The sequence below is a fragment of the Mechercharimyces sp. CAU 1602 genome, from assembly GCF_024753565.1.
In the GTDB taxonomy this organism is placed as follows: domain Bacteria; phylum Bacillota; class Bacilli; order Thermoactinomycetales; family JANTPT01; genus Mechercharimyces.
Map to the genome: position 1 here is coordinate 762467 of NZ_JANTPT010000001.1, position 25885 is coordinate 788351.

Genomic DNA, 25885 nt, shown 5'->3' on the forward strand with positions numbered 1-25885 from the left:
TGTTTTCTAGATAGCGGCCCGTTGCCACATTAGATCGGCAATGGCGGCATGTCCGTACGTGTTGGGATGGACGGGATTTTCACCAATTATGCGAATGCGTGTCAGTCCCCCTCCTTGGTAGCCATGAATAAAAGTAGCTTCATGCTTATAGAAAAGAGTATACAAATCTAAAATATTAGTGTTCCAACGGATAGCGTACTCATTGATCACAGCATTATACTCACCGATTTGTTGACGAGAGAGAAGAGAGTGGGGATATGGGTTATATAAATTCATGAAATAAATCGGGGCCTCGGTATAGTAGCGTAGCCAGGATAATATGCCATTTATATTATAGGCGAACCGCTCTTTAGCTTGATAAAAGGCGTAGGGTTGCTGAAGCATCGTCGTCTTTACATAACTGCGCATCAAATCATTGCCGCCAATGGTGATCGTAATCAGACTTGATTTAGAGATGGAAGATTGGACTGCATATGAGCGTCTAATGTGAGCGAAGAGTTGACTGCTTGTAATCCCTCCTTTACTAAAGTTGTAGAGCTGAGATTCTGGATATACTCCCTGTAAACGTTCATAAAACATATCGACAAAGCCAAACTTCATCGGGGCAGAGTAGCCAGCTGTTATGGAATCACCCAGAGCAGTATAAATATAAGGATTGGACATACCACTCCCTCCTATTGACAAGCTTCATTTGCTATATTGTATGAACGAAGAGAGGGAATCGAAACGGCGAACAGCCTCCTTTGCGCATTTGTTATAATAGAGAACAACGGATTTTTTAGATCATTTTGTGAAGGGCGTGACACATGTGGCTATATACGCCATCAGTGATTTGCATTTATCTTTTAATAAAGAAGTAGATCTATATCACATACAACCAGAAGCGGATATTTTGAAGCCCATGGATGTGTTCGGCTGGACGGAACACTACAATACTATTCGTGATCATTGGCTTCAGGAAGTAGATGAAGGGGATACCGTTTTGATACCAGGTGATATCAGCTGGGCGATGAAAATGGAGCAAGCCCGATATGATTTTGGTTGGATTGATCAGCTTCCAGGCAGAAAAGTGTGTTCCCCTGGGAATCATTGTTATTATGTGCAGAGTAAAGCGAAGGTGCGTAAAGCACTGCCGCAAAGAATTGAATGGTTGGATGGAGATTATACGGTGGTGGAAGGGAAGGTATTAGTGGCGACCCGGGGTTGGAATCTGCCAGGGGATCGCTATTGGGAGGAAGAACGTGATCGACGTATCTATGATAGGCAGGTGGGTCGTTTACGGATGGCACTTGAAGTGGCTGCCAAAGAAGAGCCGGATCGGGAGCGGATCGCCATGATTCATTATCCACCGGTGAGTAAGCATTCGTCTAACTCTGAGTTTATGGAAGTGATGCGTCAATTTGGTGTAACCACTTGTTTATATGGACATTTGCATGGTGGGGCAACAAAAGAAGCAATTGAAGGAGAGATTGACGGCATTAAGTTGCACCTTGTTTCATGTGATCATCTTCACTTTCGTCCGCTTAAGTTAAGTGTATAATGTAAAGCCCGCTCCAAGAGATGACTGGACGGGCTTTTGTGATTGATGAGAGAGCGTAGTAATTAAAGCTGTAACGGATGGTGAGGAAGAACTTTTTTGACAAGAGATCCTTGACGAAGTACATTTGCTGCAGCTTCTATGTCCTGGTGTCCCTCACGATCTGCAGTTAAGGGGCTAACCTGTTCACGTAAGAGGTCATATGCGGATTGACCCCCTGCGCCTAATTGAAGTGAAGGATGAAACTCTAATGCTTGAGCAGCACATACATACTCTACAGCTAATATGGAATAAAGGTTATCGACTACTTGTAGCAGCTTGCGTGAACCGATCGAACCCATACTCACGTGATCTTCTTGATTGGCAGAGGAGGGGATGGAGTCGACCGATGCTGGATGACAAAGGGTCTTATTCTCTGATACAAGTGCTGCTGCTACGTATTGCAAAATCATGTAGCCAGAGTGAAGCCCTCCATTTTTCGTGAGGAAGGCGGGAAGATCACTTAAGCTAGGATTAACTAAGCGTTCGGTACGTCGTTCTGAGATATTTCCTATCTCAGCTAGAGCGATGGAAAGGAAGTCAGCGGCTAGGGCAATGGGCTGTCCATGAAAGTTTCCTCCAGAGATGATCTCCCCTTCATCGCTAAAGATAAGTGGATTATCCGTGGCGGCATTAAGTTCACGGTTTAAGATCTGTTCTACGTATTGATAAGTGTCTTTGGATGCTCCGTGTACCTGAGGAATACATCGCAAACTATAGGCGTCTTGAACACGGCGTTCGCCGGGCTCGGTAGTATGACCGCTATCTGTTAACAGAAGGAGCATATTCTTAGCGGTTGTGATTTGTCCGAGCTGGCCACGAGCATGATGTAAAAGCGGATGATAGGCATGCGGAATTCCAGATAGTGCTTCCACAGTCAAACTAGCTATAATATCGGCAGACAGCAGTAGATTTTGAGCATGGAGAAGGGCTAGTGCAGTAAGGCTTGTCATCATTTGTGTACCGTTGATAAGGGCCAACCCTTCTTTCGCCTCTAGGCGAAGTGGAGTTAATCCTGCCCGTTGTAATGCTTCACCTCCACTGATGCGCTCATTCTCATAATATACTTCTCCTAATCCAAGCAGAGGCAATGTCATATGTGCTAAAGGAGCCAAATCCCCACTTGCTCCCAATGATCCTTGTTCTGGAATAACAGGATGGATCTTAAGCGCAAGCAGAGAAAGCAAAAAGTGGACTACTTCAGGTCGAACACCAGAAAACCCTTTTGCCAGTGCATTTGCTCGTAGAAGCATGATGCCCCGCACAGCTGGGATAGACAAGGGTTTACCCACTCCACAAGCATGGCTACGGATTAAATTTAATTGCAGTTCGTTAGATTGGTGTTGATCGATAACAACATCACTAAATTTACCGAATCCCGTAGTAATGCCATAAACAGTTTTTCCTTCTTGAACGAGCTGTTCCACTTCATTACGAGATTGCTGCATCTTTTTGATTGCGGTAGGCGCTAATTGAACAGGAGCGTAACGATAAACTACTTGTTCAAATTGAGATAGTGTAAGTGAATGACCATCTAATATAATTGGTTTCATAGATGCTTTCCTCCGTTATCAGGATAAAGAGATAAGTGAAAAGGGGGATCAGTCTGCACTGATCCCCCCTCCCGATGGTGTTGAAATAACATATAGATTCTTTACGTCTATATTAACATATTTCGCATTTTACCGAACTGTCCAGTCCTCTATCTAAGAAAGTTCATATGATATGAAGAGAGGTTAGAAGGAGGATGAAGAAATTATGGGATGTTCTAATAGAAATATAGTAAGAAATGGTTTTTTTCGTAATGGAAAGCGACACTGGAGAGGTAGAAATTTACAGATGGTGCAACATCCGCGCAGAGAGAACATCAGATCTTTGCAATTGGGCCCTAAACATCCGGGAGTGTTATCCCAAACAATTTCCGGTCCATTTGAACATGGTTGTGCATACTATCTATACTTTCGTATCTTTAATATGAATCCAATGAAGGTGACCCCATTCATATATGCACAAATTGCCTATCTCGATGAGACGAATCGAATTTTAACAACAACAGAAGCGCAAATCGAGCCACGACATAAATTTCGCGATCGGTTTAATCGATTTTATGTTATTGTGCCACCCCCGCCCGCAACTACGCGCAATATAGCTTTGGTGTTTGCCTTGGTTCGAGGCAGTATTATCATTGAAAATGTTCGTCTCAAAGCACGCAGAGTCGGCTCATAGTAAAAAAGACGCTCTCTTAAAATAGAGTGCGTCTTTTTTTTTTGATTAAGAATAAACAGACAGAAAAAAACCCACATGGGGTGGGAGGTGAACAAAGTATGAACTCGATTTTACCAATAACAGTTATCTAATTGCTGTTTAATCCAATACTGTGAGCAACAGTCATTTAGCTTGGTTTCACTCTCTTTAGCAATTTGCTTACCACAGTGAGGACAAGTGGTTGTATATCCTTTTGCTTCCCTTTTCTGTTTCATTCTTAATCCCCCGCTTTCGTTATCTACAGGTATTATACTATAACAGAGTCGCGTTTGTAAATACTGTTTTAATACAGATAAGAGAAATGGGCACAACGTTTTCATGTGAAATATGTTAAAATGAAGAAACGCTAATGTTACGGGGTGATCTTCATGTTGCGCAGAGGGTGTCTAATCTTTATGATGGCAATCTTAAGTGGTACAAGCTTGGTAGGATGCACAGATGAAAATGCAAATAATAAAGAGGAAGCGTATTCTTATCAAAGTAAACAACAGTTAACCTTTCCTGATTTTGTACACACATCGCGTATCCCTCATGCTTCTGATGCCTATGCCTATGCAGTGGATCATACGGAGGAGCTCTCTTTTATCCCGTGCTATTGCCAGTGTGGTTCGATCGATCACAAGAGTGTACGGGATTGCTTCATTAGGGAGCACGACGGTGACAAAGTTACTTTTAACGAGCACGGTTCCGGTTGTGGAATATGCGTTGATATTGTTCTTAATACGAAGGTAGGATTGGACGAAGGAAAATCTCTAGATAAGGTGCGGCAAGAGATCGATGATACGATCGGCGAGGGCAAAGAACCTACAATTACTCCTTACCCACCTAAAAATTTGTGAAGATCTTGTGGATTTGATTGCCTAAGTGAATGAAAGTGGAGGGGGCTAAGTATGCCAACACCGAGCATGGAAGATTACATCGAAAATATATATAAATTGATTGAGCAAAAAGGATATGCACGTGTATCAGACATCGCAGAGGCGCTATCGGTTCATCCCTCGTCAGTGACGAAAATGGTGCAAAAATTAGATGAGAAAGAGTACCTCATCTACGAGAAATATCGTGGCTTGATCTTAACTGCCAAGGGTGAGCAGTTTGGGAAACGCCTTTTAGAGCGGCATCAGTTATTAGAAGAATTTTTACGGGCGATTGGTGTAAAAGAAGAACTTATTTATGATGATGTAGAAGGAATTGAGCATCATCTCAGTTGGAATTCAATTATGTGTATTGAACAACTAGTACAGTTTCTGCAGGAAAAACCAGAACGTGTAGATGATTTTAAGGCATTTAAGAAAAAGCAAGATGGGATAGTAGAGTAAGATTGTTAAACGAATGAAGCAGCTTCCGGTTAGATCACAGGACTTCCGCTAAGATCTAACCGGGCACGAAATGTGATCGTTGCCACAAAAAGGTACACCCACTTACAATTCTGAATAAATAATATACATAAGCGTATGGCATGCTTTTTTATGTGAGGTGGGGACCGATATGGAAGCAGATGCTGTATTTGAAGGCGGTGGCATGAAAGGAATTGGGTTGGTGGGGGCTCTAAGTGTTGCAGAGAGGAAAGGCTTCCATTTTCAACGATTAGCAGGAACATCGGTGGGAGCGCTCGTGGCTGCCCTCTATGCAGCAGGATACAGTAGTGATGAGATTTATCAGATCTTGATGGAGAAAGATTTTCGTGAATTAATACCTAAAAAATGGCACAACTTTATCCCTGGTTCACAAGCAATACGTCTTTGGTTCCGCCAAGGGCTTTATAGCGGTGATGCTTTGGAGGAATGGGTAGGAGGCCTATTAGCAAAACGTGGTATTTATACGTTTACTGATTTAAAAGAGTGTGAGCTCAGGGTGATTACATCAGATATTAGTCGTGGCTCACTCTTGGTTTTGCCACATGAACTGAATGAATATGGATGTTCCAGCGATTCCCTTACAGTGGCACGAGCAATACGCATGAGCACCAGCATTCCATATTTTTACGAACCGGTTACTATTACTCATTCCCCGTCACAAACCACAAGCTATCTTGTTGATGGAGGGGTGTTGAGTAACTTTCCTGTATGGTTGTTCGACGAAGAGCAACCGCGTTGGCCTACACTCGGTTTTCGTTTGATTACAGATGAATTTGGTGAACCTTACCCCATTGATGGCCCAATCTCACTTTTTCGTGCTCTGTTTTTCACGATGATGGATGCGCATGATAATCGTGCTATTAAAGAGATAGATAAATTGCGCTCCATTCTTATTCCTACACTAGGGTATGGAACAGATGACTTTTCCATCGGAAAAAAGGAACGAGAGGAGCTTTATCAATCAGGAGTGGAGGCAGCAGAGGCATTTTTTGCAGAATTTTCTTTTTCTAGCTATTTGGCAGTACGAGGGAAGAAGTCTCGCCTTTCTTATCGTCTGCAAGCTGGGAAGCGTGATTTTGATGAATGATAGTAAAGAAGCTAGGAATCGAAGGGGATATCGGGGGTTAGCGCTGGTTTAGTGGGTGGCGACTGGGATGAGTTTATCATAGTGATTGAAGAGGTGCTTGATAGAGCTGGGTGGTCGTTATTTGTATCGATCAAGGAAGAGATGACTGCTTGATGAAGCAACATCTGATGCGAAATATTTTTGTACACACCTCCTTTTAGTGGATGGAATATCGTGACTATGAGGTAACTCAGTTTGGATCGTAAATTGAGAGAGGGTGTGTGAAACAGATGAATATGGATGCGTTGACGAAGAGAAGCGAAAGAGTGGCGATTCGCATACCCTATGAACCCCCCAGGCGGGGGTAGCGAAGGTGTGACGTCTGGTGTAAGTAGAATCCGTGTAATCAAATAAATGTTCGGAGGGAAACGTTACCATACTTCTTAAAGCAAGAGTTCCGCTAATTCATCTACGATGGTAACAAGCGCTGATGTTCCGGAAACAATCGTTGCTATCGACATCAATTTATCTAGTCGTTTACTGATAGTTTCATTATTTGGACTTTCTGACTGGACTTCTGCTTTTATATCCTCTAGGCTATGTGAAAACGAATGTTTTTTATCTACGCTTAAGTCGGCAGACCGCAAAGTTTTTTTTAGTCTTTGGTATATATACTCAAAGTCAGTGTGGCTTGAATTTTCACTACTTTGTGTTATATTGCCAGTTGTGAGCGTTCCGTGATTTATAATCTGAATTTGATTTCCATTTGCAGGGGGATTCATTTGATCTATTTCCTCCTCAGGTTCGCTTTCTATTTCTACTTCGACGTAGAATTCTATGTTTTTGTCTGGTTCAATCCTTTCATATAGATTATTGAATGCTTGTTTATATTCTCTTTCAATGATTGCAGTCAGCTCTTTATTGAAACGATCAACTTTTAATTCTAGTGACTCAAGGTTTGATTTTTAAGTGTTTTAGAAAATGTTCAAATTCCGATTGGGATTCATCCATTGAATAAGAAACCGAAATATACTCTATTTCTTGATGGGTGGTATCTATTTTCACATACGGCTTCCATTTCCAAGGATAAGGATTCACACCGAGATTAAGTAATTTTACTTCACCAGTATAAGGAATACACCAGCCTACTTTATCAATAGTTATGGGATGTAATGGGAATAAAAACTGTATATTTCGGACTCTTTTATTCATAGGGATGAGATGATGTGGGAAATAATTCATCTTTCCTAGGGATCTCTTGTAGTTATCGAAATTTAGTGTAGGAATCTCTATGCTAAATTTATCTATTTTTTCTTGTACGCATTCAGCGAAAGGTTTTGAAGGATATGAAGATCTAATTTCTTCCTTGGCAGAGCTTTTTCTTCTATAGGCTTCCTCTGAGAAATCCTTATGAAAAAGCTGAAGTATGTTATCTGTGTCACCGAATAGACTAATTATTTTTCTGGAATTTGCTTGATCGAAGTTTAATTGACCTATATGGTAAAAATATTGTTTAGGGTGTTTAAAAACAACACTCAAAATAATGGAAAATATTTTATACCCAACTATTTCGTCTAGTGGTTGTTGGTAATTCCATGGTACTATTTTTTTTGTGAAATAGTAGCTGCTTAAAAACGGGGAAAGACAAATTAACAAGCCGGCATGATGAAAAACCACATTAAGCCATTTGAATGATGTATCATAGCTTATTAACCGTATCCCTGAATACCATATAAATATACAAATCACAATAAAAAGTATTTTAGACAAGAAAACAGTTGTAGGAGGAGGCTCAGTTGGATTACGATTACCATTTATATAGCTTCGGATTATTTTTTCGAGATCTCCCATGAATATCATCTACCTTTTAAATAATGGAAATTTATATTCTAATCATATATTAAACATGGAATGTGTGTCAAATAATAGGTTTACAGCTATTTTTATTAGTAGCATCCCCATCGCAATCAATCACTATTTTACGCTTCACCTACGAGCCTTGCGTTTCCACAAGAAAAACCGAATCCTATAATCGCCAATCCCATAACAATCGCAATCCCACCCGTAAAGCAGCATTAGTGCTTGGTCTATTGCGGTTTTTGGGGCACAACATCCCCTCAAGTAATTCATATTCATGGTATTATAACGGGTAGCTGATACCAGAAGGGGATTTAATATTGGAGAAGCCCATAACGAAGAAAAAAAAGAGAGTAGACGTATTTTTCAAGATCACGAATCCTATCGTAATTATTACCTCTTTTATTATGGTGCTAAAGACAGATAATGATATTTGGATGAATGTTATGCTTGCGTATGTTACTGGGATGATAGCGATATTGAACGTCATGGAGTTCATTGAGAAGAGAAAGGAGATCGGAAAGCTCAAGAAAACGATACATTTATTTGCGATCGCTTTCGTCACAAGTGCTTTTGTTTATTGCATTGTGAATATGTTTAGTCGTTCGTGAATCAGGCGGCATCCCAAAGCGGATGCTTATTCTTTTGTCGTTCAAAACGAAAGGAGGCGTAGGAAACCGAAATGGTGTTTCATTTTGTTGCGATAATGAGTTATTTAGACGGGCGTCAGCGAGTTGGCTGGCATTACGCGTCTGAAGAAAAGAATGAACAACACAACAGAACTAACGGCTCCGCATCTCTCCGAAATCGAAACGAAACGCCTGCATTTGATAGGCGCTATGAGTAGGGAGTAGCGGAATCTATACCGTAAGGCAATCGAGAAGGTTAACAAAGAGACTTCGCTTAGGAATTTTAAGCGGATGGAGAAGGCGAAGAAGCAGTATGGGTGCCACATCACACAGAATGTAAGAAATTGATATTCATAAATATGGGATCATCCGTTCTATGAGAACTAATGTTTGGGTATAATAGAGACGAGGTGATTCGAATGGACCGAATACTTGACCGTGGCAATAAGATGTGGGAAGGGCACCGTATGGTGTTGCCGGAGCACATCGCCAGCTTTCACGAACAGAATCGAAAAGCGAAAGAATGCGTTAAGCCAGAGCTGTCGGAGGACGCCATAACCGAAATCGGATACATTATTGAAAAGTCGATGATCAATCGTTGCCCAGTGGTGATCTCTTGCGCAGATAGATACGGAATAGAGCAAGATCGAGGTGTCATTACGAAGATTAACGCGAATGAGCGATGGATCAAGCTCCAGAGCGAAGAGGATTACGAGTTGATTTCATTTCAACGAATTGTAAGCGTAGTGGAAGTGTGATTGAGTGAATTATTACGTCCTAGACGAAATCTACACCGTTTCTGACGAGCGAAAATTGCGAATAGGTGTAATCATATTAACCGAATTTTAACCGCCTTCAAGTGGGTGCCACTGTACTGTTAGCAACGATTCTTTCTACTACGTTAAATAGTGAACTATTGAAAGAAAAAGTTGAACAGAAAATTGATTGTCAAATAGAAGCAATTGGGAATGTTTCCGTAAATCCTGAATGTAAAGGGGGGAAGATAGAAACAGCTACAGCTACCTCAGAAAAAAGTAGTTCTGCTGATGATAAAGGATTATGGGATTCCATCTGGGGAAAAGCAAAGGATGTTAAAAATAAGATTACAGATAAGGCGAAAGAAGTTTGGAGTAGTACAAAGGAGAAAGCGAAAGAGTCTTGGAAAGGTACAAAGGCCGGAGCCAAAATAGTTTGGGAATGGACGAAAGAAAACGTACCAAAAGCCGCGTCAGCCGTATGGGAATGGGCAAAAGAGAATAAGGAGTATATTGCTGCAGGTGTTACGGTTGGCGTTGGGGTCGGACTATTATTTATTCCAGGGGGACAAGGGTTTGGAGCGGCTATTCTTTTTGGAGCAGCATTCGGAGGTGGAGTGACTTACTTTACTGATGGAGATGCCAAAACCATTGCTCGAGACATGTCTATTGGAGGAATAGCAGGATTAATTGGTGGTGGGATTGGAGCCGTGGTTGGACGCGGAGCGATGGCACTTCTTCCCCGAGCAAGTCCAATCGTGAGAAAAATATTACCGGGATTTGTTGGAGGATTTGCCGGTGGAGGGTCAGAAAGTCTCACAGACGATGCATTGCGTGGCAAAGACTTTGATTTGAAAAAAGCAATCATTAACGGGGCCATGGCAGGCGGAATTTTATTTGGCTCAATTTTTGGGGGAGACGTACTTAATAAAATTGGACCAATAGGACCCATGGCAGGTCAGAAAGCTGCAACGAAAGCGGATGAAGCTGCAGCTACACCTAAGTCCAAGCAAGCAGAGGAAGCGAAGGATGTCATTGCGAAAGCGGACGATGAAGATCAACTGGTCAATGAGTTGATTGAAAAAGAAATCGATGAGTCCAGTCTTTATCAATCCTTACGAGAAAAGTATCCCGAAGAGAAAGCGCGTGCGATTGCACGTAATATTGAACAAGGCAATGCGTTTAATCGAAAGATGTCCACTGAATACCCTAATAATGAGGTGTACATTGAAAACAGTAAAGCTCCGAGTGGCTACGTACGGCTAGGTTCGTATAATCCTACCACAGGAGAAATCGTATCAAGGAAGTATACGCAGTTGGCGGATATTCAGCCACAAACAGCGAAGAATTATATCAATGAGTTGAAGAACAAGTATCCACCGGGTGCGAAAATCGCGGATGTGAAAACGCAGAAGAAAGGGGCAGATCATCAGAATGATGGGTTAGCGGGTGATACGTTAAAGGGCGAAATGATCTTGGAAGTACCTGTTCAAAAGAAAGAAGTACCGCAGGAAATCTTGGATTATGCGTCTGATAGAGACATCATCATCAGAGACGAGAAAGGAAACATACTTAACTAGTAGGGGATGAATGTCGATGAAATTGGAATACTACGAGAGTTGGCGAAGTATCCGGAAAAATGCAAGAGGATATCTCATGCCAAAGGAAGCTGAGATTTTCCATGAAAAAGAGAAGCCGTATGTAGGGATTATTTCAGAAGGTGATAAGCCAAAGTATATTGTACAGATGAATTTTAACTATGAAGGGTACTTTTGCGATGTAGCACATTTGAATGAAAACTTGGACACTAAGTTATTGGATGCCTATGTGTGGATTGATCGAAACTTATTCTTAAAAAATGTGCATAAGAGGTATTTTGATGGACCAGAAATCAGCATGGATTCTTACCTATACGAAACAGACGGACGCTATAGAAAAAGTAGCTCCAACAAAGCGGGAGTGATGGAAGTAGCGGAAACCGGTCAATGTGATGTATCGAGTCATTTCCGCGATATGATTCAATTCGGAAACTACGATTCGATCCTACCCGAAGAAGCAAAGAGAGGCTTACAAGAGGGATGAGTTTTAACAAACCAATAGGGTAAATCATGCGCGACTCCACTCTCGGAGTCGCTTTTTCTACGCAAAAAGAAAAACGCCGTCTATAACTCGATTCCGGCGTAAATTTCGTCCATATCGCTTTGTTCAATACCGATATATCGCATTGTCTCGCGCTGACTCGAATGGTTCAGTACTTTTGTGATATACGTTAGCGTTAGTTCCACGCCGGATTTGAATCAGTGGTAAGCGAAAGTCTTTCGAGAGCAGTAAATCCCCGAGTGGGTACGTACGACTGGTTTCATATAATCCTGATACAGGAGAAATCGTATCAAGGAAGTATACGCAGTTGGCGGATATTCAGCCACAAACAGCGAAGAACTATATCAATGAGTTGAAGAACAAGTATCCACCGGGTTGGAAATTGCAGATGTGAAGACGCAAAGAAAAGGATCGGGTCATCAGAGCGATGGGTTAGCCGGCGATAGATTAGATGAAAACGGACAAATGATCTTGGAGATACCTGTTCAGCAGAAAGAAGTACCGCAGGAAATATTGGATTATGCGGCTGATAGAGATATCACCATCCGAGATGAGAAAGGAAACATACTTAACTAGTAGAGGTGAATGCAGGTGAAGTTGGAATACTACGAGAGTTGGCGAGGTATCTGGAAGAATGCGAGAGGGTATCTCACTCTAGAACAAGCGAAAGCCTTTCATGAAAAAGAAAAGCCGTATGTAGGAATTATTTCAGATGGAGAAACTCCTCGATTCATCATTAAAGTGAACTTTAACTACGAAGGATATTTTTGTGGAGTGCTACATTTGAATGAAAACCTAGATGCACCGCTTTCCGAATCATATAAGTGGCGGAATAAACAACTGTTCTTGAGAAGTGTAAGTGAGAGGTATTTTGATGGGCGAGAAATCAGCTTAGTTACTTACCTCTATGAAACAGATGGAAGCTATCGAAAAAATTTTTTCATCAATGGAAAGGGGACTAACACCTCAGAGTATGGGGAATGCGATGTATCGAGTCACTCCCGCGAGATGATTCAATTCGGAAACTACGATTCGATTTTGCCTGAAGAAGCAAAGAAAGGCATGCGAGAAGGATAAGATTGACGAATTAAAGATTAACACCGTTTGCGACTCCACTCGAGGAGTCGCTTTTTTTACGCAAAAGAAATCGACGATTACAATTCGATTCCGACGGATTTCGTCCATATCGCTTTATTCAATCCCGTTAACCGCTTTCAAAAATAATTTAATTATCCGTTTTCTGAAAGGTATAAAGTGAATCGAACAGACTCAGTTTCTACCTTGAAACTCTCTTTTCTGTCTTACCAACAAACACTATAATACTAGTGTTTGAGGATAGAAAAGGAAAGGAGGGGGATGTGCTTGCTCGAACTACTACGGTCATGGGGAATGATCGTTCCAAATTATAGTAAACTACGTCGTGAGAGATGGGCAGAGAATCATCCAACATTGTGTAGAGGTATGAAAAAGGGATATATCGGTTTCAGCTGTCTTAGCATGGATGTTTATCCCTGCGGCTCGGGAAGCGCTCATCCAGTTTTTGTGGAGTTATTATCTCCTATGGCAGTTTTGGTTCTTGGCTCGAGGTAAGACTCTCACTTGGACAGGTACCGCTCGCTTTTTTGCGATGGGAGCCTGGGTGATTGCCCCGCTTTCAACGATTGCGGTTTATTTGTTTCATGGAGTATTTGCAGAGGGTTCAGTCTCCGTCGGTGCGAGATGGAGTGTCGAAATCGTTGGTCCGATAATGGAAGAATCTTTTAAGCTAATACCTTTTCTATTACTATTTCTGTTTACGAACAGAACGAAGAGCTTTAGCCTTACCGATTATATGTTGGGGGGTGCTTCAGTAGGGGTTGGATTTGATTTTTCGGAAGAAGTATTACGCCGTTGGGTAACAGCAGATCAAGAGGGAAGCTTATGGGGTCTTTTTGCAAGTTTATTCTCTGATAATGTACAAAATCGGGAGGTTTTTACTCTTATCCCTGGTTATTTTTCAGATGGAATAGCGATGTCCCCTGGTCATGGGGTATGGACTGGGTTTATCACATTAGGAATAGGAATGGCTCTACATGTTCGTAACCGATGGGGGAAAAAAGCGTATCTGATCCCACTCTTCTTTTTTGTGTGGGCGACTTTCGATCATGGGGCATGGAATGCTCATAGTTTTGGAATGCCCGCTATGGCTTCTTAAAAATTGATGAGTCACTTTATTTGAAAAAGGATAGAGTTCAATTTAAAGAAGCTACGAAGCAACTAAAGCAGCAAATAATAGATAATCCTGAACTAGAGAAAAGGTTTACAACAAAAGACCAGCTTGTGGCAATTGATAAAGAAAGGAAAAAGATACCTGGATTTACTTGGCACCATCATCAAGAGAAAGGTATACTACAGTTGGTCCCGACAGAAGTTCACTCGGAAACAGGCATACTGGAGGACGTGATATCTGGGGCGGGGGAAAAGAATATAGGTAGGTGAGATAAGTGAACTGGTTATTCGTAAAACCGATTGACGATGAAAAGATAAAAGAAGTTGAAAGAGAACTAGAGGTGGTATTTCCTCGATCTTTTGTAAATTGTGTCCGAGTTAACAATGGAGGGAGTCCGGAATCTCACACGACGTATGATCTTGATAATCGTAAGGAGCAGGAATTCGGAGAGTTGTTTGATTTCAATGCAAGTGGAGAAGGTCTTTCTATAACTGATGCACATAAAATATTGATGAATGAACACGGTCTACCGAAAGAAATGATTCCTTTTGCTGACGATCCATCAGGGAATTTCCTCTGCTTTGATTATAGAAACGTAAAAAACGGTGAACCAATAATAGTTCTGTACGACCATGAGTACGAGTATAATCCAGGAGACGAACAAGTTAGTTTGGATAAGGTAGCAGATTCGTTTTCCGACTTTCTTTCAATGCTCTATGAATTAGAAGATTAACCCTTAGGGTGACTCCACTTTGGAGTCGCTCTTTCTATGCAAAAGAAACACGCCTCTATAACTCGATTCCAGCGTAAATTTCATCCATATCGCTTTGTTCGATACCGATATACCGCATCGTCTCGCGCTGACTTGAATGGTTCAGCGCTTTTGTTATGCAAATTAAATCAACTCCGGATTTAAATCTGATAGGCGAATGTCTTACGAAACTTGTGTGTTCAAACACTCTCTTTAACTCCCATGTGTTCAGCGGCCTGCTTCAAAATGCGAAGCGCTCACGTCTGATTGCGCAGCATGGTGTTTTAGTGATGGAATGGTGAATACCAAATAACTTATGAAATCCTCGACTCTCCTGTTTTCGACGGGCAATCGTATAATTAAGAATGATGACTTTTCCATCGGAAAAAAGGAACGAGAGGAGCTTTATCAATCAGGAGTGGAGGCAGCAGAGGCATTTTTTGCAGAATTTTCTTTTTCTAGCTATTTGGCAGTACGAGGGAAGAAGTCTCGTCTTTCTTATCGTCTGCAAGCTGGAAAGCGTGATTTTGATGAATGATAGTAAAGAAGCTAGCAAAACAATTGTTTTGCTAGCTTCTTATGGGCAACTCTTACTGAAACTTGCGGAAAGGATCTTTTTTATTTCCATCGATGACGCGGAAAGCACGTTTGCGCCGTTTGAGTCGTTTGGTAAAGGAAAGGTTCTTCTGACTGTTTTTTTTGCCAGCTACAGATTTTGATGGTTTTTTCACCTTACGTCTGGGTGGGGAGCCGCTGAAGCGGATTAGCCACTGGGGTGGGCGTTTGTAGAGATAGAAAGCAAAGGCGATTAAAGCGAGAACTAGGATGCCATAGAGAGGTTGATTAATGACAAGATTGACGAGCCCGATCCCTACTAGAAGAAAGATGAGAAGGCGTAACCCATTTTGACTATTCATGTTTTGCTTCCCCCTTTCATTATAGAAGTATGGGTATTAACCCGCATGATTCATTGGCGATGATGAATCAGTTTGAGCGGTAAGCTCTAGTTGACGCATTCGTTGAAAGGCTGCGATCGCTACCTCTGCTTGCGCTTCATCTGGTTCACTCGTCGTTAACTTTTGCAACCATAGACCAGGATAACCGAGATAAGTGAGTACTGGGATATCGCGGACTGCGTTTGTCAGTTTAAGAGCTTCAAAGGAAATCCCAATTACTACTGGGAGCAAAAGTATACGGATGCCCATCCGCTCCCACACATTGTCATAACTGAAAAAAGAATAGACAACCACTCCAACAATAATAGATAAAATGATAAAGCTACTTCCGCAACGGTAATGGAGGCGTGATTGTGCTAATACATTCTTTACTGTCAATTCTTTCCCAGCTTCATAGGCATTAATCACTTTATGTTCAGCTCCGTGATATTCAAAAAGGCGCTTGATGACCGGCGCACGTGAGATCACATATAAATATCCCAATAAGAGTAAGGCTTTGATGCCACCTTCAATTAAATTTTGTAAGATGAGATCTGTTACATATGGTTGGAAGAGAACACTGGCTAAAAATGCTGGTAATGCAGTAAACAAGATTTTACCGAAGATAAGAGACAAGACACCTACCAGGGCAACCCCCAATATTAATTCTAGTTTAGAAGGCACTTCTTCTTTTTCTTCTCCTGGCTCCACATCAAAACGTTCACTGGCAAATTGTAAATGCTTGGCTCCGGAGGCACTAGCGGCGATAAGTGCGATGTTTCCCCGTATGAAGGGGATCTTATTTAGGAATCCCCAGCGCTTCTTGAGAGGACTTTTTGCAGAAACCATTTCAAACATTTCGATGTCATCATTCTTACGACGAATGGCGGTAACTTGTGCATGCTTTCCACCCATCATCACGCCTTCAATTACGGCTTGGCCACCATAGTGAGTAGGTTTATTTTTCAAATGAGGTGCACTCCTTCTTCAATCTCTTGATTTGCCCTTATTTTATCATAGTGGGGAGGGAGTGGGAGAAATCCTTTTCGATGCACGTTGTCATATTGTGATACAATAACGATGGGTAAGCGTCGGGCGTGATTATTGTTGATTTGGAGGATCCAGCATGATAAATGTATGGGTGATTCAAGGACCTAATTTAAATCTTTTGGGGCAACGGGAACGGCAGCATTATGGGGAACAAACATTGACGGAATTACACTCCCATTTGCAGGAAAAAGGATTGGAATGGGGATTAAAAGTTACTCCTTATCAATCGAATCATGAAGGTGAATTGATTGATCGTATCCACCTAGCAGGGACGAAGGCCGATTATATTGTGATTAATCCAGGAGCTCTCACCCATTACAGTTATGCTTTGCGTGACGCCATCGCCTCGATTGTCATACCGACAATTGAGGTTCATCTTTCAGCGATTCATGCGCGTGAATCCTTTCGGTCTGTGTCCGTGATCGCCCCGGTATGCCGGGGACAAATTAGTGGCTTTGGTTTAATGAGCTACGAGATGGCGTTATACACGATTGCACAGGAACGAAAGTGAAATAAAGAAGGAGGAAGAAGCGATGGAAAGACGAATAGCGCGGTTACGTCACTTGATGGATGAGCGTGGGATCGAAGCAATGTTGATAAGTCATCCCATTCACCGCCAATACATATCAGGATTTACAGGTTCAGCTGGATTGGTGTTTATATCAAGTGAAGTACAGTTATTGCTGACCGATTTCCGCTATGTGTCTCAGGCGAAAGAAGAAGCGCCTCAGATGACATTGGTGGAGATGGAGCGCCAAGCTTATCATACTGTATCTGAGCAGTGCGATCAGTTTGGAATAAAAACCCTTCATTTTGAGCAGGATCATTTAACTTATCGCCAAGCGACAGAATTGAAAGCGGCGTTAAAGTCAACCACCCTGCATCCAGCCAATCAGGTCGTGGAGAAATTGCGTGAGATTAAGGAAGAGACAGAGCTTAAAGTGATGCGTCAGGCGGCGAAAATTGCTGATGATGCGTATGCTCAGATTATAAAAGAGGTTCGTCCGGGTAAAACTGAGCGTGAAATTGCTCTGCGCCTCGAATTTATGATGCGTGAGATGGGGGCCACCAGTTCAAGCTTTGATATGATCGTTGCTTCTGGAGTCCGCTCGGCCATGCCACACGGGGTGGCTACCGACAAGGTGATGGAGAATGGTGATATGGTGACGATTGATTTCGGTGCTCTCTATCAGGGATATTGCTCGGATATGACTCGTACTTTTATGTTAGGCGAGCCTAGTGAAAAACAGAATGAGATCTATCATATTGTATTGGAAGCACAGCAAAAAGCGCTAGAGGCAATTGCTCCTGGTGTGAAGGCTTGTGAAATTGATAAAGTAGCTCGTGATGTGATTACTGCGCGGGGTTATGGCGATGCGTTTGGTCACAGCACAGGTCATGGTTTAGGAATGGAAGTACATGAATCACCTGGGATTTCTGCACGAACGATAACGGAACTGCAGCCAGGAATGGTGATTACGGTGGAGCCGGGAATTTACCTTCCAGACGTTGCGGGTGTGCGGATTGAAGATGATGTGATTGTTACGGAGACAGGGTACGAATTACTTACCCATACACCGAAAGAGTTAGTGATTGTTAAATAAATGATAATTGGAGGAAGAGTAAATGATCTCAAGTAACGATTTTCGGAGTGGTTCAACCATTGAATTAGATGGTGAAGTGTGGCAAGTGATTGAATTTCAACATGTGAAACCGGGTAAAGGATCGGCGTTTGTGCGTTCCAAATTGCGTAACTTGCAAAGAGGAACGATTCAAGAGCGTACTTTTCGTGCGGGAGAAAAAGTTCCACGTGCACATGTAGAACGGAGACAAATGCAGTATCTGTATGAAAGCGGTGGCGAGTACACCTTTATGGATAATGAAACATACGATCAAATGACGATGACAAAAGAGCAGTTGGAGTACGAACTACAGTTTCTAAAAGAGAATATGGATGTAAGTATCGTCACTTATAAGGGGTTGACGATTGGGGTAGAGCTTCCAAATACAGTAGAATTAGAAGTGGTGGAAGCGGAACCAGGTATTAAAGGTGATACCGCTACAGGCGCAACCAAGTCTGTTAAGTTAGAAACCGGTTATAACGTACAAGTGCCTCTCTTTATCAATGAAGGAGAACGCCTCTTAATTGATACCCGCAGTGGTGATTATATCTCGCGTGCGTAACGTTTATTAGTCCCATCCTCGATGGGGCTTTTTTATGGCCAAAAATAGTAAAACAAGTGTAGGAGCAGTGCTGTGATCCCTGCGGCCATTAAAGGGCCAACAGGGATTCCCCGTAAAAAAACGATACCGATGATAGAGCCGATTACTAGGCCAATAATAATTTGAGGGTCTAGACGGAGCAGATCTAATCCTTTGCCGTTCATATAGGTGGCCACTGCTCCCGAGATGAGGGCTAACATGCCTGGAGGGCTACTAAAGACGGCAAGGATATCTTTTAGCGTAATTTTACCACTGGCGAATGGTACCAGTACGGATATGGTTAAGAGTAGTAGACCAAATTCTAGCCCTCGGCGCTCTACAGCAGGGAAAAGACGTTCCAACTGCGTGAGCTTGAGGACTAAGAGCAAGCTAGCCGCAGTGGCGATGATAGGTGATCGTCCCAGTAAACCGATAATAATCAAAACGACGAGGATGAGTTCAGGCTTCATGTGCTTACCCCTTGTCCAAATCTTATTTAGTTTACTCTATGTGTGGAAGGAATCATTTATTTAGAAAGGGTGAAAAAAGAGCAAAAAAACCTCCACTCGCACATGCTAGCGCATATGATCGAATGAAGGAAAAGATAGTTTATTATAATGTAATTTTGCCATTGCGAAATTGAGGAACGATGGGATAGCGATCGACCGCCAGACAATCAGCCAGATCTTTTTGAAGTCCTCGTTGTTTTAAGCGTTGCCCCGATTGACTCTGGGAGAGAATCGTGAACAGGTCTGATTCACACTGACGAAAGCTGTAGAGTAGTGCATAGCCGAGGTCATCCAATTGGAGTGCAGGTACGAGTACAGTGAGACGATCTAAAATACAGCCTGCTGCTAAACCATCCTCAAATGAGAAGGAACCGCGTGTGCCAGCGCAGAGTATGGTTACGTCTTTGTGGATGCTTTTGGCACGTTCGGCACATGCTTTTGCATTGACGAACGTGCCGATCAGTATGGTTCCACCACGCGTTGCTTTAATTAAGGCACGGGTGCCATTGGTAGTGGTTAATACGATTTCTTTGTTGCGAATCCGCTCTGTCGCATACTCTTCTGGAGAATTACCAAAGTGAAAGCCATCGAGCCGATTGCCAAATCGCTCGCCTCCTAGAAGCGCATCACTGTTTTTTTGCCCGATGTTGCGTGCTTTGCCAACTGTATCGACAGGAATAATTGCGGCTGCTTCATGATAAAAAGCTGTAACCATGGTCGTAGAGGCACGGAAGGCATCAATGACGATGACCGTTTTATTAACCAGATGATCACTTTGAATATCATCAACATGTGCTTCGATGGTAATGTTCATGATGATGCTCCCCATAAAGAGAAAGTATCAGCCCGTAGACCCCTTCGTAAGGCTTCTAAAGCGAGCAAATCAGTGGAAGCGATATTTCCTAAATTGACGTGGGGACCTACGCAATGAATCAAAGCGACTTGCTGTTCTTTATGAGGTGTTTCCCAAATCAGATGGTCGCCTCCCGTGGATCGTTCTACATCTTTTACATATTGAGTATCTGTATGCCCACTTTCATCAAAAATACCGATTCCTTTGCCTGATTCGCGCCCCTCAACGATAATCCACTTTGCGCCATCATGCCGATCTTGCTTGTAGACAGTAGTTAAGTTAGTCACATCGGTGATGGAACCACTCTCTTTTTTACCGATTTCTGTGATCACTTGAAAGCCGTGGTGAACAGCTGCTTTAATTGCTTGAGACCGTTCTGCTGCAGAAAGTGTAATACTGCCATCGGAAATTTCTATCCATTCAAATCCAAGGGAAGATAAGGTTTGGAAGTAAGTAGGGAGAAGCTTCTTACGAAATGCTACTTCAAAAAATGTTCCGCCGGGATAAAGTCCGACTTGATAATGGCTCGCCAGCTCCACTTTTTTTTGCAGAAGCGGGCGGGGTGTTAGAGCTGAGGTGCCGAAGCCAAGTTTGATAAAATCAATATGATTAGCACCCAGCTCCAACAGATCTTGAAAAGCAGAGATCCCCAGTCCTTTATCAATTAACATGGTTATTCCGGTCTGTCTCGGCTTTGTAGGACGAGCGGAAGTGGGATCTTGCAACTCAGGTTCCCACTTTGGAAAAGACTTCTTCATGTCATCATCGCCTCCATAATCCACATACATCATAGGTATACCTATGCATCAAGTCACAGTCATGTGCCTAAATGACGGTGTGGAAGAAAAAGAGGCAAGCAGGCTGTAATACAGGGCAATATTACAGTGCTCATCAGGCATAATCGGAATCCCCCTTGCTCAATGGAAAAGGCAAGGGTACTACTATCTATATTGAGCGCAAAGGGATAAAAGAATAAAAAGATTGGGGTGAATAGGGCTTGTCGCCCGCATGAGGAGGAAGCAGAAAAAAGAGGAGTTCCCCGCAATAAAAGGGGGAACTCCAGTTGATTATGGCTGACTAAGTTGGGATTTGACTTGTTGAATTTCGGTGGGATTAGCAGGTCCGGCCGGCTGGTAATACCCTTTTTGCTTCGCTGCTTGATAGAGAGCGTATTGACGTGCTTCGTCTCCATTTCGTATCTGTTGTAATGTTTGTCGCAGTTGTGGGTTTTCTGTTTGTGCGATGATGCTGGCATATCCACTTAGATTTCCGTTGATAGCAGAAAGGTAGTCGTTTATCATATCCTTTTCGGTAAATGACACGCCCATACCCGCTGTCGGATTTATGCTATTGTTCATGTGATCTTTCCCCTTTCAGTTATGATAGAAACGACATCAGTTGCTGTTTGGTAGTGCGTGCATCTTGTGCATCCTTTTGCAACAGTTGCTTTAGTTGTGGATCCTGACACTGTTGCGCATAAAAATCAAGTTTGTGCGCTACTGTTTCGTGACCACCGATAAGGTGGCGCAGGTTTTGCAGTTCCAATTCCGTTAGTTGATTCATGCCATGCGACTCCTTTAGCAAGTAAGGTGTAATGTATTTACGTTGTTAGGATTCGTATTTTTGAAAAGAATATGATGTTAATTTTAGGGTTATGTGGTTTGAATAAATTCGATCCATGGATGATACCCGTCTTTTGCAAATAATACATCCCAGCCATTATCCAATTCATAGGGCCCATCTTCGTATTTATACAATCCTCTTACCGCTGACAGCGAAGGTACCTCAAACGCAAAATGAATGAGTTCTGTTTGTACTGTGGTTTGCGACAACTCGATACGGAGAGTTTTTTTTGTAAGAAAGAGGTTTCGCTCCTGTTCCCAGATCATACATGCTTCATGTTGAAACCCATTCTTCATAAAGTGATATTCCGCCAATTCTAGATTGGGCACTGTAAGACCGATATGATGCAGACGTAAGATGGACGACTTTAAGGGAGAATTAGATTGAGATCGCCAAATTCGTGCCATAAATACCCCTCCTTCAGAGCATGCTCATAGGCACGAAATAACGAACGTTGAGGGATGAATGCGGATAACATTTCCAAATGGCTCGCTTCAGGTTCGTGAAAGCCTGTTAGCAGACCATCAACCACATGAAGTGAATGGTTTTCTTTGATATATAAATCTGTAAAATGGTGATAAGGGATGACCTCCCCCTCTTTGTTTATGGCTGATTCAATTGCACGGACGACGGTTGTTCCAACCGCTATGACGCGCCCACCCTTTGCTTTTGTTTGATTAATAAGTGCTGCGGTTGCTGGTGTCAACTGTACAAATTCAGGGTGTGCACTCGGTTGTGGCCAGTGATCACCTTCGTAATAACTAAGTCCAGCATGAAGTGTTAGAAAAGCAAGCCCAATGTTTCGCTTCTGTAGGGTGTGCATCATTTTCCAGGTGAAGGCTCTACCGGCAGAAGGCATCTCCACAGATCCAGGTTTAGTGGCGTATACGGTTTGGTAGGAGGGTAGCTCCCACAACCGCTTCACATATTCATAGCGGATAGGTTGACCGTAGCGGTAGATTGAGTCTATTAATGCTGCTCCCCGTAGTGAAAATGAAAGGCGTTTAAGAGGAGGTTCGCTACCTGTACCGGTAATGGTAGCAGAAAATGTAGGACTCCATTGAAAACGGGTTCCAATTTGGGCAGGATGGTTTTGAATTAATACATCCCATTCATGATCGGATACTTGTTGTGATAATCGAAGATATCCTTCTGGTAGAGGGAGATGGGCGGGTAGAGTACGACTATTGTTAAATACGATCAGGTCCCCAGAGCGTAAGAAGGAGGATAGTTTTTTGAAATGTGTGTCTGTAATCTTACCGGAAGCCTCTTCTATAACCATCATTCGAACATGGTCACGTCCATCCCCCCTGATCTCAGGGGGGATAGCGGCATGTAAGTGGGCAGGTACTGTAAAATTAGAATGGGTCGCATTATTCATGATTTTGGTCCTCCTCTATCATTTTTTGCGCTTGGAGTCGCTTACCATGTAGATGAGCAGACTGTGGACCAGCTAGATAAAGGAAGACGGGGACGATCGCAGCAGGTTGTGTTAAGGGATACTCACAGTCTGGTACCGCGATAGCATGCATCTGAGTATCTAACTCACCTGGATCGACCATGTACATATTTACTCCGGTCTCTTGCAACTCATCCGCCCATGTTTGTGTCAATCCTTCCACAGCAAACTTACTAATTCCATATGCGCCCCATTCAGCAAATCCGGTTTGACCAGCCTCCGAGGTAATATTGATGATACGTCCATGAGCGTGCGTCAACATTCCAGGAAGTACACGCTGTGTGAGGAGAAAGGGACCAATAGTGTTTACGGCGAGCACTTCTTGAAAAGAGGCGAGTGAGTAGTCCAGCAAGGGGGTAGGTCCTGGGCCGAAGAGTGAGGCATTGTTGATGAGGACATCTATTTGTCCATAAGTAGCCTCGGTTACAGAGACAAAACGATCGATTTCAGCAGGTTGAGAGACATCGATGCTCATAGCGATCACTTCCACTCCTCGCTGCGAAAGTTCTTCTTTAACGTTGTTTAATTGCTTCTTTCCCCGTGCGCAAATGGCAAGTTTAGCTCCTGCTTTTCCAAAGGCGATGGCCAATTCCCTACCTAATCCCCTACTTGCTCCACTAATCATGACAACCTTGTTTTCCATTTTGTATTCCTTCTTTCATTGTGTGTTGCTTTTATTATAGAAGCGATTAAATACGGTGAAATCGGATAGAGGAAGGGGAATAGTCTCAGGAATTAGTGGTAGTTCTCTTCTGCAACTTTGGTCGGAGGAAGATAGAGCAAAAGGAAAAGACCCAGCACGCTTAAGCTGGATCTTTTCACGGGTAGATCGATATTATTCTCCAAACCCCACGTCTACTAAATCTCTATCTTGAACCTCTTGCAACAATCTTCTAAGGAGGCGTCCTCTGGAAGAAGAGGATTCACGAAGTCCGAGTCCATTAGAAGAGGAGGATTCCAGTAGCTTTTTAGAGGAAGAGGAGGATTCAAAGACTTTCTTAGAAGAAGAGGAATCAGAGATTTTCTTAGATGAAGAGGATTCATATACCTTTTTAGATGACGAAGATGACGAAGATTCATGAATATCAGGCAATCTTACTCGCCTAACAGGAATACTAAAACGACGGTTAAGAATACCTGCATACAATAAGCTGATACCAATGATGGAACGTCTACCACGGGGATCATCGAGAACGAGAAAGGCATTGCCATCAACAACGACGATGCTAGTCAAAGTAATCACTCCTTAAAATAGTTACATCATAGAATATGAGTCATCCTATTATCTTGCTTGGATATTCATTGAGATTAAGTGCCTATTTATCATGCAAGATGCTGGGCTTAGTGAGATTGAAAGCCGGGTTTACGAATAAGGATACGTTTGTGTCCATGAGGGCTAATGAGGCGATGAGGAGGGTGGACGAATAGGAGGGTTAGTATAGCAGTTAGGAGTGAGATCGCGCCGCTTCCGAGAAAGAGAATCATAGGTGACCCTGATAAAGCGCTAAAAACAGGTGGTCCTGAGGCAACGCCGAGAAAGCGGACACTGTTGTATAAAGAGGTAACGATTCCGCGCTCAGCAGAGTGAACAGAAGATGTGATCATGGTATTTAGACAAGGTAGGACAACCCCTCCCCCAACGCCATTTAAAAGAAGCAAAGCGATAAGAAGATATGTAGATTGTACGAAAGGGACAGCGATCATCACAAATGCAGATAAGGTTAAGCCAGTAACGATGAAGCCTTTCATGTGGTGAGCATGCTTTTGAATATGTACGCCGGTCCAATAGGAGGAACCACTAAGGGCAAGCAGGGGAATGGCCAATATAAGTCCCTTTACAATTCCTTCGACTCCATATCGTTTCTCTAGCAAATTTGAGAGATAAAAAAGTACTCCGAACAGGATGAACAATGTAATTGCCCCTGCTAAGAAAGCGACAGACATCCACTTGCCTTGTCTGACCCACGTCTTCTTTAGGTGAGCACGATATTGCGAGAGAGGAGGGGCAGGCTCTTGCGAACGGGGTTCTTTTACGATGAACCACATGGCGAGTAATGCAGGAAAGATGAGGAGCGGAAAAGCAAAGAAGAGAGCATACCAAGAGATAAGCCCTATAAGAGATCCTAAGATGGGACTTAATACTTTGCCCATGCCATTGGCAGCTTCGATCGCTCCCAGTGCCTTGCTCCGCTGGTTAGCTGCGTAAAGGTCACTAACCAAGGCCATGGCAATCGGGGCAGTTCCTGCTGCACCAATTCCTTGTACAATTCTTCCGATGAGGAGAAATGGATAGGAGCCACCACCGATTAGAGCAGACCCACCAGCAATGATCCCCCCTATGGCATAAACAATGAGCCCACTCATAATCACTTTCTTTCGTCCGATTCGATCTGAGAATATACCACAAAAGGGGATGATTAGACCTGCGGCAAGAGAAAAGAGTGTAATGATGAGGCTAACTTGAAACGAACTTAGATGAAGATTCTCTTCAATTTGTGGTAAAACAGGAATAATCATTGAATTACCAAGCACCATCAAAAGTGGGATCCAACTTAAAACGATGAGAACGCTAACTTGAGGGGATGCTTGTCTATCTTTCTTCTTCATTTGACAACCTCCGCATAATTTCGATGGATATAGCATGCCCAAGCCAACTCTATATATAAAAGAAAAGGGTATGAGTATGTC

The 25885-nt window shown here is 42.7% G+C and carries 35 protein-coding genes; 18 read left to right on the forward strand and 17 right to left on the reverse strand.

Going from position 1 to position 25885, the window contains the following annotated elements; translation table 11 throughout:
- Positions 1-6: 6 nt before the first annotated feature.
- Entirely contained in the window at positions 7-663 is a 657-nt protein-coding gene (locus tag NXZ84_RS03985; protein ID WP_258838984.1) for an SGNH/GDSL hydrolase family protein, read from the reverse strand.
- A gap of 127 nt (positions 664-790) precedes the next feature.
- Here NXZ84_RS03985 and NXZ84_RS03990 point away from each other — a divergent pair, with 127 nt between their 5' ends.
- Positions 791-1540 (forward strand): metallophosphoesterase, encoded by a 750-nt coding sequence (locus NXZ84_RS03990; RefSeq protein WP_258838985.1) that lies wholly within the window; start codon positions 791-793, stop codon positions 1538-1540.
- Between the two features lie 62 nt (positions 1541-1602).
- Here NXZ84_RS03990 and hutH read toward each other — a convergent pair whose 3' ends face one another.
- Complete coding sequence (hutH, locus tag NXZ84_RS03995; protein WP_258838986.1) at positions 1603-3129, reverse strand: histidine ammonia-lyase; 1527 nt, start codon at positions 3127-3129, stop codon at positions 1603-1605.
- A 349-nt stretch (positions 3130-3478) separates the two neighbouring features.
- Between hutH and NXZ84_RS04000 the strand changes: the two genes are divergently transcribed.
- On the forward strand, positions 3479-3802 hold the full coding sequence (locus NXZ84_RS04000) for a hypothetical protein (RefSeq protein WP_258838987.1): 324 nt from the start codon (positions 3479-3481) through the stop codon (positions 3800-3802).
- A gap of 110 nt (positions 3803-3912) precedes the next feature.
- Here NXZ84_RS04000 and NXZ84_RS04005 read toward each other — a convergent pair whose 3' ends face one another.
- Complete coding sequence (locus NXZ84_RS04005) at positions 3913-4056, reverse strand: hypothetical protein (RefSeq protein WP_258838988.1); 144 nt, start codon at positions 4054-4056, stop codon at positions 3913-3915.
- A gap of 180 nt (positions 4057-4236) precedes the next feature.
- Here NXZ84_RS04005 and NXZ84_RS04010 point away from each other — a divergent pair, with 180 nt between their 5' ends.
- The 3 genes from NXZ84_RS04010 to NXZ84_RS04020 all read left to right on the forward strand — a co-directional run bounded on the left by NXZ84_RS04010 (position 4237) and on the right by NXZ84_RS04020 (position 6286).
- Positions 4237-4680, forward strand: a complete 444-nt coding sequence (locus NXZ84_RS04010; protein ID WP_258838989.1) for a PCYCGC domain-containing protein — start codon at positions 4237-4239, stop codon at positions 4678-4680.
- A 51-nt stretch (positions 4681-4731) separates the two neighbouring features.
- Positions 4732-5160: a transcriptional regulator MntR gene (gene mntR / locus NXZ84_RS04015; protein WP_258838990.1), complete on the forward strand. Its 429-nt coding sequence runs from the start codon at positions 4732-4734 to the stop codon at positions 5158-5160.
- Between the two features lie 169 nt (positions 5161-5329).
- Positions 5330-6286 carry a patatin-like phospholipase family protein gene (locus NXZ84_RS04020; RefSeq protein ID WP_258838991.1) on the forward strand — a complete coding sequence of 319 codons (957 nt, stop codon included), beginning with the start codon at positions 5330-5332 and terminating at the stop codon, positions 6284-6286.
- A 422-nt stretch (positions 6287-6708) separates the two neighbouring features.
- On the opposite strand, the gene NXZ84_RS04025 is transcribed toward NXZ84_RS04020, so the two are convergent.
- Positions 6709-7047: a hypothetical protein gene (locus NXZ84_RS04025; RefSeq protein ID WP_258838992.1), complete on the reverse strand. Its 339-nt coding sequence runs from the start codon at positions 7045-7047 to the stop codon at positions 6709-6711.
- A 169-nt stretch (positions 7048-7216) separates the two neighbouring features.
- Entirely contained in the window at positions 7217-8116 is a 900-nt protein-coding gene (locus NXZ84_RS04030; protein ID WP_258838993.1) for a hypothetical protein, read from the reverse strand.
- Between the two features lie 326 nt (positions 8117-8442).
- Here NXZ84_RS04030 and NXZ84_RS04035 point away from each other — a divergent pair, with 326 nt between their 5' ends.
- The 10 genes from NXZ84_RS04035 (at position 8443) to NXZ84_RS04080 (ending at position 15104) form a co-directional block, all read left to right on the forward strand.
- Complete coding sequence (locus NXZ84_RS04035; protein ID WP_258838994.1) at positions 8443-8733, forward strand: hypothetical protein; 291 nt, start codon at positions 8443-8445, stop codon at positions 8731-8733.
- Positions 8734-9170: 437 nt separating this feature from the next.
- Positions 9171-9509, forward strand: a complete 339-nt coding sequence (locus NXZ84_RS04040; RefSeq protein WP_258838995.1) for a YolD-like family protein — start codon at positions 9171-9173, stop codon at positions 9507-9509.
- A 101-nt stretch (positions 9510-9610) separates the two neighbouring features.
- On the forward strand, positions 9611-11086 hold the full coding sequence (locus tag NXZ84_RS04045; RefSeq protein WP_258838996.1) for a hypothetical protein: 1476 nt from the start codon (positions 9611-9613) through the stop codon (positions 11084-11086).
- A 76-nt stretch (positions 11087-11162) separates the two neighbouring features.
- Complete coding sequence (locus tag NXZ84_RS04050) at positions 11163-11588, forward strand: hypothetical protein (protein ID WP_258838997.1); 426 nt, start codon at positions 11163-11165, stop codon at positions 11586-11588.
- Between the two features lie 408 nt (positions 11589-11996).
- Positions 11997-12182, forward strand: coding sequence for a hypothetical protein (locus tag NXZ84_RS04055; protein ID WP_258838998.1), 186 nt, complete (start codon positions 11997-11999; stop codon positions 12180-12182).
- Between the two features lie 9 nt (positions 12183-12191).
- On the forward strand, positions 12192-12683 hold the full coding sequence (locus NXZ84_RS04060) for a hypothetical protein (RefSeq protein ID WP_258838999.1): 492 nt from the start codon (positions 12192-12194) through the stop codon (positions 12681-12683).
- A gap of 424 nt (positions 12684-13107) precedes the next feature.
- Complete coding sequence (locus NXZ84_RS04065; protein WP_258839000.1) at positions 13108-13800, forward strand: PrsW family glutamic-type intramembrane protease; 693 nt, start codon at positions 13108-13110, stop codon at positions 13798-13800.
- A gap of 20 nt (positions 13801-13820) precedes the next feature.
- Positions 13821-14084 (forward strand): HNH endonuclease, encoded by a 264-nt coding sequence (locus NXZ84_RS04070; RefSeq protein ID WP_258839001.1) that lies wholly within the window; start codon positions 13821-13823, stop codon positions 14082-14084.
- A gap of 5 nt (positions 14085-14089) precedes the next feature.
- On the forward strand, positions 14090-14548 hold the full coding sequence (locus tag NXZ84_RS04075; RefSeq protein ID WP_258839002.1) for an SMI1/KNR4 family protein: 459 nt from the start codon (positions 14090-14092) through the stop codon (positions 14546-14548).
- A gap of 334 nt (positions 14549-14882) precedes the next feature.
- Positions 14883-15104 carry a hypothetical protein gene (locus NXZ84_RS04080; protein ID WP_258839003.1) on the forward strand — a complete coding sequence of 74 codons (222 nt, stop codon included), beginning with the start codon at positions 14883-14885 and terminating at the stop codon, positions 15102-15104.
- Positions 15105-15156: 52 nt separating this feature from the next.
- Here NXZ84_RS04080 and NXZ84_RS04085 read toward each other — a convergent pair whose 3' ends face one another.
- Both NXZ84_RS04085 and NXZ84_RS04090 read right to left on the reverse strand, forming a co-directional pair.
- On the reverse strand, positions 15157-15483 hold the full coding sequence (locus NXZ84_RS04085) for a hypothetical protein (RefSeq protein WP_258839004.1): 327 nt from the start codon (positions 15481-15483) through the stop codon (positions 15157-15159).
- 36 nt (positions 15484-15519) lie between these two features.
- Positions 15520-16419 carry a DUF1385 domain-containing protein gene (locus NXZ84_RS04090; RefSeq protein WP_258840328.1) on the reverse strand — a complete coding sequence of 300 codons (900 nt, stop codon included), beginning with the start codon at positions 16417-16419 and terminating at the stop codon, positions 15520-15522.
- Between the two features lie 208 nt (positions 16420-16627).
- On the opposite strand from NXZ84_RS04090, the gene aroQ reads away from it, so the two are divergent.
- From aroQ to efp, 3 genes are read left to right on the forward strand one after another with little or no spacing between them, the layout of a single operon-like run.
- Positions 16628-17062, forward strand: coding sequence for a type II 3-dehydroquinate dehydratase (gene aroQ / locus NXZ84_RS04095; protein ID WP_258839005.1), 435 nt, complete (start codon positions 16628-16630; stop codon positions 17060-17062).
- A 22-nt stretch (positions 17063-17084) separates the two neighbouring features.
- Positions 17085-18155, forward strand: a complete 1071-nt coding sequence (locus NXZ84_RS04100) for a M24 family metallopeptidase (RefSeq protein WP_258839006.1) — start codon at positions 17085-17087, stop codon at positions 18153-18155.
- A gap of 22 nt (positions 18156-18177) precedes the next feature.
- Positions 18178-18735 carry an elongation factor P gene (gene efp / locus NXZ84_RS04105; RefSeq protein ID WP_258839007.1) on the forward strand — a complete coding sequence of 186 codons (558 nt, stop codon included), beginning with the start codon at positions 18178-18180 and terminating at the stop codon, positions 18733-18735.
- A gap of 32 nt (positions 18736-18767) precedes the next feature.
- On the opposite strand, the gene NXZ84_RS04110 is transcribed toward efp, so the two are convergent.
- The 10 genes from NXZ84_RS04110 to NXZ84_RS04155 all read right to left on the reverse strand — a co-directional run bounded on the left by NXZ84_RS04110 (position 18768) and on the right by NXZ84_RS04155 (position 25804).
- Positions 18768-19223 (reverse strand): DUF441 domain-containing protein, encoded by a 456-nt coding sequence (locus NXZ84_RS04110; RefSeq protein ID WP_258839008.1) that lies wholly within the window; start codon positions 19221-19223, stop codon positions 18768-18770.
- A gap of 142 nt (positions 19224-19365) precedes the next feature.
- Entirely contained in the window at positions 19366-20076 is a 711-nt protein-coding gene (locus NXZ84_RS04115) for a 2-phosphosulfolactate phosphatase (RefSeq protein WP_258839009.1), read from the reverse strand.
- The gene (comA, locus tag NXZ84_RS04120; RefSeq protein WP_258839010.1) at positions 20073-20873 is read right to left on the reverse strand and encodes a phosphosulfolactate synthase; all 801 of its coding nucleotides are present in this window, start codon (positions 20871-20873) and stop codon (positions 20073-20075) included. Before comA ends, NXZ84_RS04115 begins: the two co-directional genes overlap by 4 nt.
- A gap of 309 nt (positions 20874-21182) precedes the next feature.
- Positions 21183-21443: a spore coat protein gene (locus tag NXZ84_RS04125; RefSeq protein ID WP_258840329.1), complete on the reverse strand. Its 261-nt coding sequence runs from the start codon at positions 21441-21443 to the stop codon at positions 21183-21185.
- A 49-nt stretch (positions 21444-21492) separates the two neighbouring features.
- Positions 21493-21678 (reverse strand): hypothetical protein, encoded by a 186-nt coding sequence (locus tag NXZ84_RS04130; protein ID WP_258839011.1) that lies wholly within the window; start codon positions 21676-21678, stop codon positions 21493-21495.
- A gap of 89 nt (positions 21679-21767) precedes the next feature.
- Entirely contained in the window at positions 21768-22145 is a 378-nt protein-coding gene (locus NXZ84_RS04135; RefSeq protein ID WP_258839012.1) for a VOC family protein, read from the reverse strand.
- Positions 22106-23119: an S-adenosylmethionine:tRNA ribosyltransferase-isomerase gene (locus NXZ84_RS04140; RefSeq protein ID WP_258839013.1), complete on the reverse strand. Its 1014-nt coding sequence runs from the start codon at positions 23117-23119 to the stop codon at positions 22106-22108. Before NXZ84_RS04140 ends, NXZ84_RS04135 begins: the two co-directional genes overlap by 40 nt.
- A complete protein-coding gene (locus NXZ84_RS04145; RefSeq protein ID WP_258839014.1) occupies positions 23112-23840 on the reverse strand; it encodes an SDR family NAD(P)-dependent oxidoreductase in 729 nt (242 codons plus the stop codon). The genes NXZ84_RS04140 and NXZ84_RS04145 overlap by 8 nt, the downstream gene beginning before the upstream one ends.
- Positions 23841-24032: 192 nt before the next feature.
- On the reverse strand, positions 24033-24431 hold the full coding sequence (locus NXZ84_RS04150; protein WP_258839015.1) for a hypothetical protein: 399 nt from the start codon (positions 24429-24431) through the stop codon (positions 24033-24035).
- Between the two features lie 107 nt (positions 24432-24538).
- Positions 24539-25804 (reverse strand): MFS transporter, encoded by a 1266-nt coding sequence (locus NXZ84_RS04155; protein WP_258839016.1) that lies wholly within the window; start codon positions 25802-25804, stop codon positions 24539-24541.
- Positions 25805-25885: the final 81 nt, after the last annotated feature.

Bases quoted from the DNA above. Each gene is read 5' to 3' on its own strand.
- NXZ84_RS04030 (WP_258838993.1), bottom strand. From the start codon at position 8,116: ATGGGAGATCTCGAAAAAATAATCCGAAGCTATATAAATGGTAATCGT.
- NXZ84_RS04155 (WP_258839016.1), bottom strand. From the start codon at position 25,804: ATGAAGAAGAAAGATAGACAAGCATCCCCTCAAGTTAGCGTTCTCATC.
- NXZ84_RS04135 (WP_258839012.1), bottom strand. From the start codon at position 22,145: ATGGCACGAATTTGGCGATCTCAATCTAATTCTCCCTTAAAGTCGTCC.
- NXZ84_RS04025 (WP_258838992.1), bottom strand. From the start codon at position 7,047: ATGAATCCCCCTGCAAATGGAAATCAAATTCAGATTATAAATCACGGA.
- NXZ84_RS04060 (WP_258838999.1), top strand. From the start codon at position 12,192: ATGCAGGTGAAGTTGGAATACTACGAGAGTTGGCGAGGTATCTGGAAG.
- NXZ84_RS04090 (WP_258840328.1), bottom strand. From the start codon at position 16,419: ATGATGGGTGGAAAGCATGCACAAGTTACCGCCATTCGTCGTAAGAAT.
- NXZ84_RS04085 (WP_258839004.1), bottom strand. From the start codon at position 15,483: ATGAATAGTCAAAATGGGTTACGCCTTCTCATCTTTCTTCTAGTAGGG.
- NXZ84_RS04110 (WP_258839008.1), bottom strand. From the start codon at position 19,223: ATGAAGCCTGAACTCATCCTCGTCGTTTTGATTATTATCGGTTTACTG.
- NXZ84_RS04040 (WP_258838995.1), top strand. From the start codon at position 9,171: ATGGACCGAATACTTGACCGTGGCAATAAGATGTGGGAAGGGCACCGT.
- NXZ84_RS04130 (WP_258839011.1), bottom strand. From the start codon at position 21,678: ATGAATCAACTAACGGAATTGGAACTGCAAAACCTGCGCCACCTTATC.
- NXZ84_RS03985 (WP_258838984.1), bottom strand. From the start codon at position 663: ATGTCCAATCCTTATATTTATACTGCTCTGGGTGATTCCATAACAGCT.
- NXZ84_RS04050 (WP_258838997.1), top strand. From the start codon at position 11,163: ATGCCAAAGGAAGCTGAGATTTTCCATGAAAAAGAGAAGCCGTATGTA.
- NXZ84_RS04145 (WP_258839014.1), bottom strand. From the start codon at position 23,840: ATGGAAAACAAGGTTGTCATGATTAGTGGAGCAAGTAGGGGATTAGGT.
- NXZ84_RS04080 (WP_258839003.1), top strand. From the start codon at position 14,883: ATGAAATCCTCGACTCTCCTGTTTTCGACGGGCAATCGTATAATTAAG.
- NXZ84_RS04125 (WP_258840329.1), bottom strand. From the start codon at position 21,443: ATGGGCGTGTCATTTACCGAAAAGGATATGATAAACGACTACCTTTCT.
- mntR (WP_258838990.1), top strand. From the start codon at position 4,732: ATGCCAACACCGAGCATGGAAGATTACATCGAAAATATATATAAATTG.
- comA (WP_258839010.1), bottom strand. From the start codon at position 20,873: ATGAAGAAGTCTTTTCCAAAGTGGGAACCTGAGTTGCAAGATCCCACT.
- aroQ (WP_258839005.1), top strand. From the start codon at position 16,628: ATGATAAATGTATGGGTGATTCAAGGACCTAATTTAAATCTTTTGGGG.
- NXZ84_RS04005 (WP_258838988.1), bottom strand. From the start codon at position 4,056: ATGAAACAGAAAAGGGAAGCAAAAGGATATACAACCACTTGTCCTCAC.
- NXZ84_RS04065 (WP_258839000.1), top strand. From the start codon at position 13,108: ATGTTTATCCCTGCGGCTCGGGAAGCGCTCATCCAGTTTTTGTGGAGT.
- efp (WP_258839007.1), top strand. From the start codon at position 18,178: ATGATCTCAAGTAACGATTTTCGGAGTGGTTCAACCATTGAATTAGAT.
- NXZ84_RS04010 (WP_258838989.1), top strand. From the start codon at position 4,237: ATGATGGCAATCTTAAGTGGTACAAGCTTGGTAGGATGCACAGATGAA.
- hutH (WP_258838986.1), bottom strand. From the start codon at position 3,129: ATGAAACCAATTATATTAGATGGTCATTCACTTACACTATCTCAATTT.
- NXZ84_RS04140 (WP_258839013.1), bottom strand. From the start codon at position 23,119: ATGAATAATGCGACCCATTCTAATTTTACAGTACCTGCCCACTTACAT.
- NXZ84_RS04115 (WP_258839009.1), bottom strand. From the start codon at position 20,076: ATGAACATTACCATCGAAGCACATGTTGATGATATTCAAAGTGATCAT.
- NXZ84_RS04020 (WP_258838991.1), top strand. From the start codon at position 5,330: ATGGAAGCAGATGCTGTATTTGAAGGCGGTGGCATGAAAGGAATTGGG.
- NXZ84_RS04100 (WP_258839006.1), top strand. From the start codon at position 17,085: ATGGAAAGACGAATAGCGCGGTTACGTCACTTGATGGATGAGCGTGGG.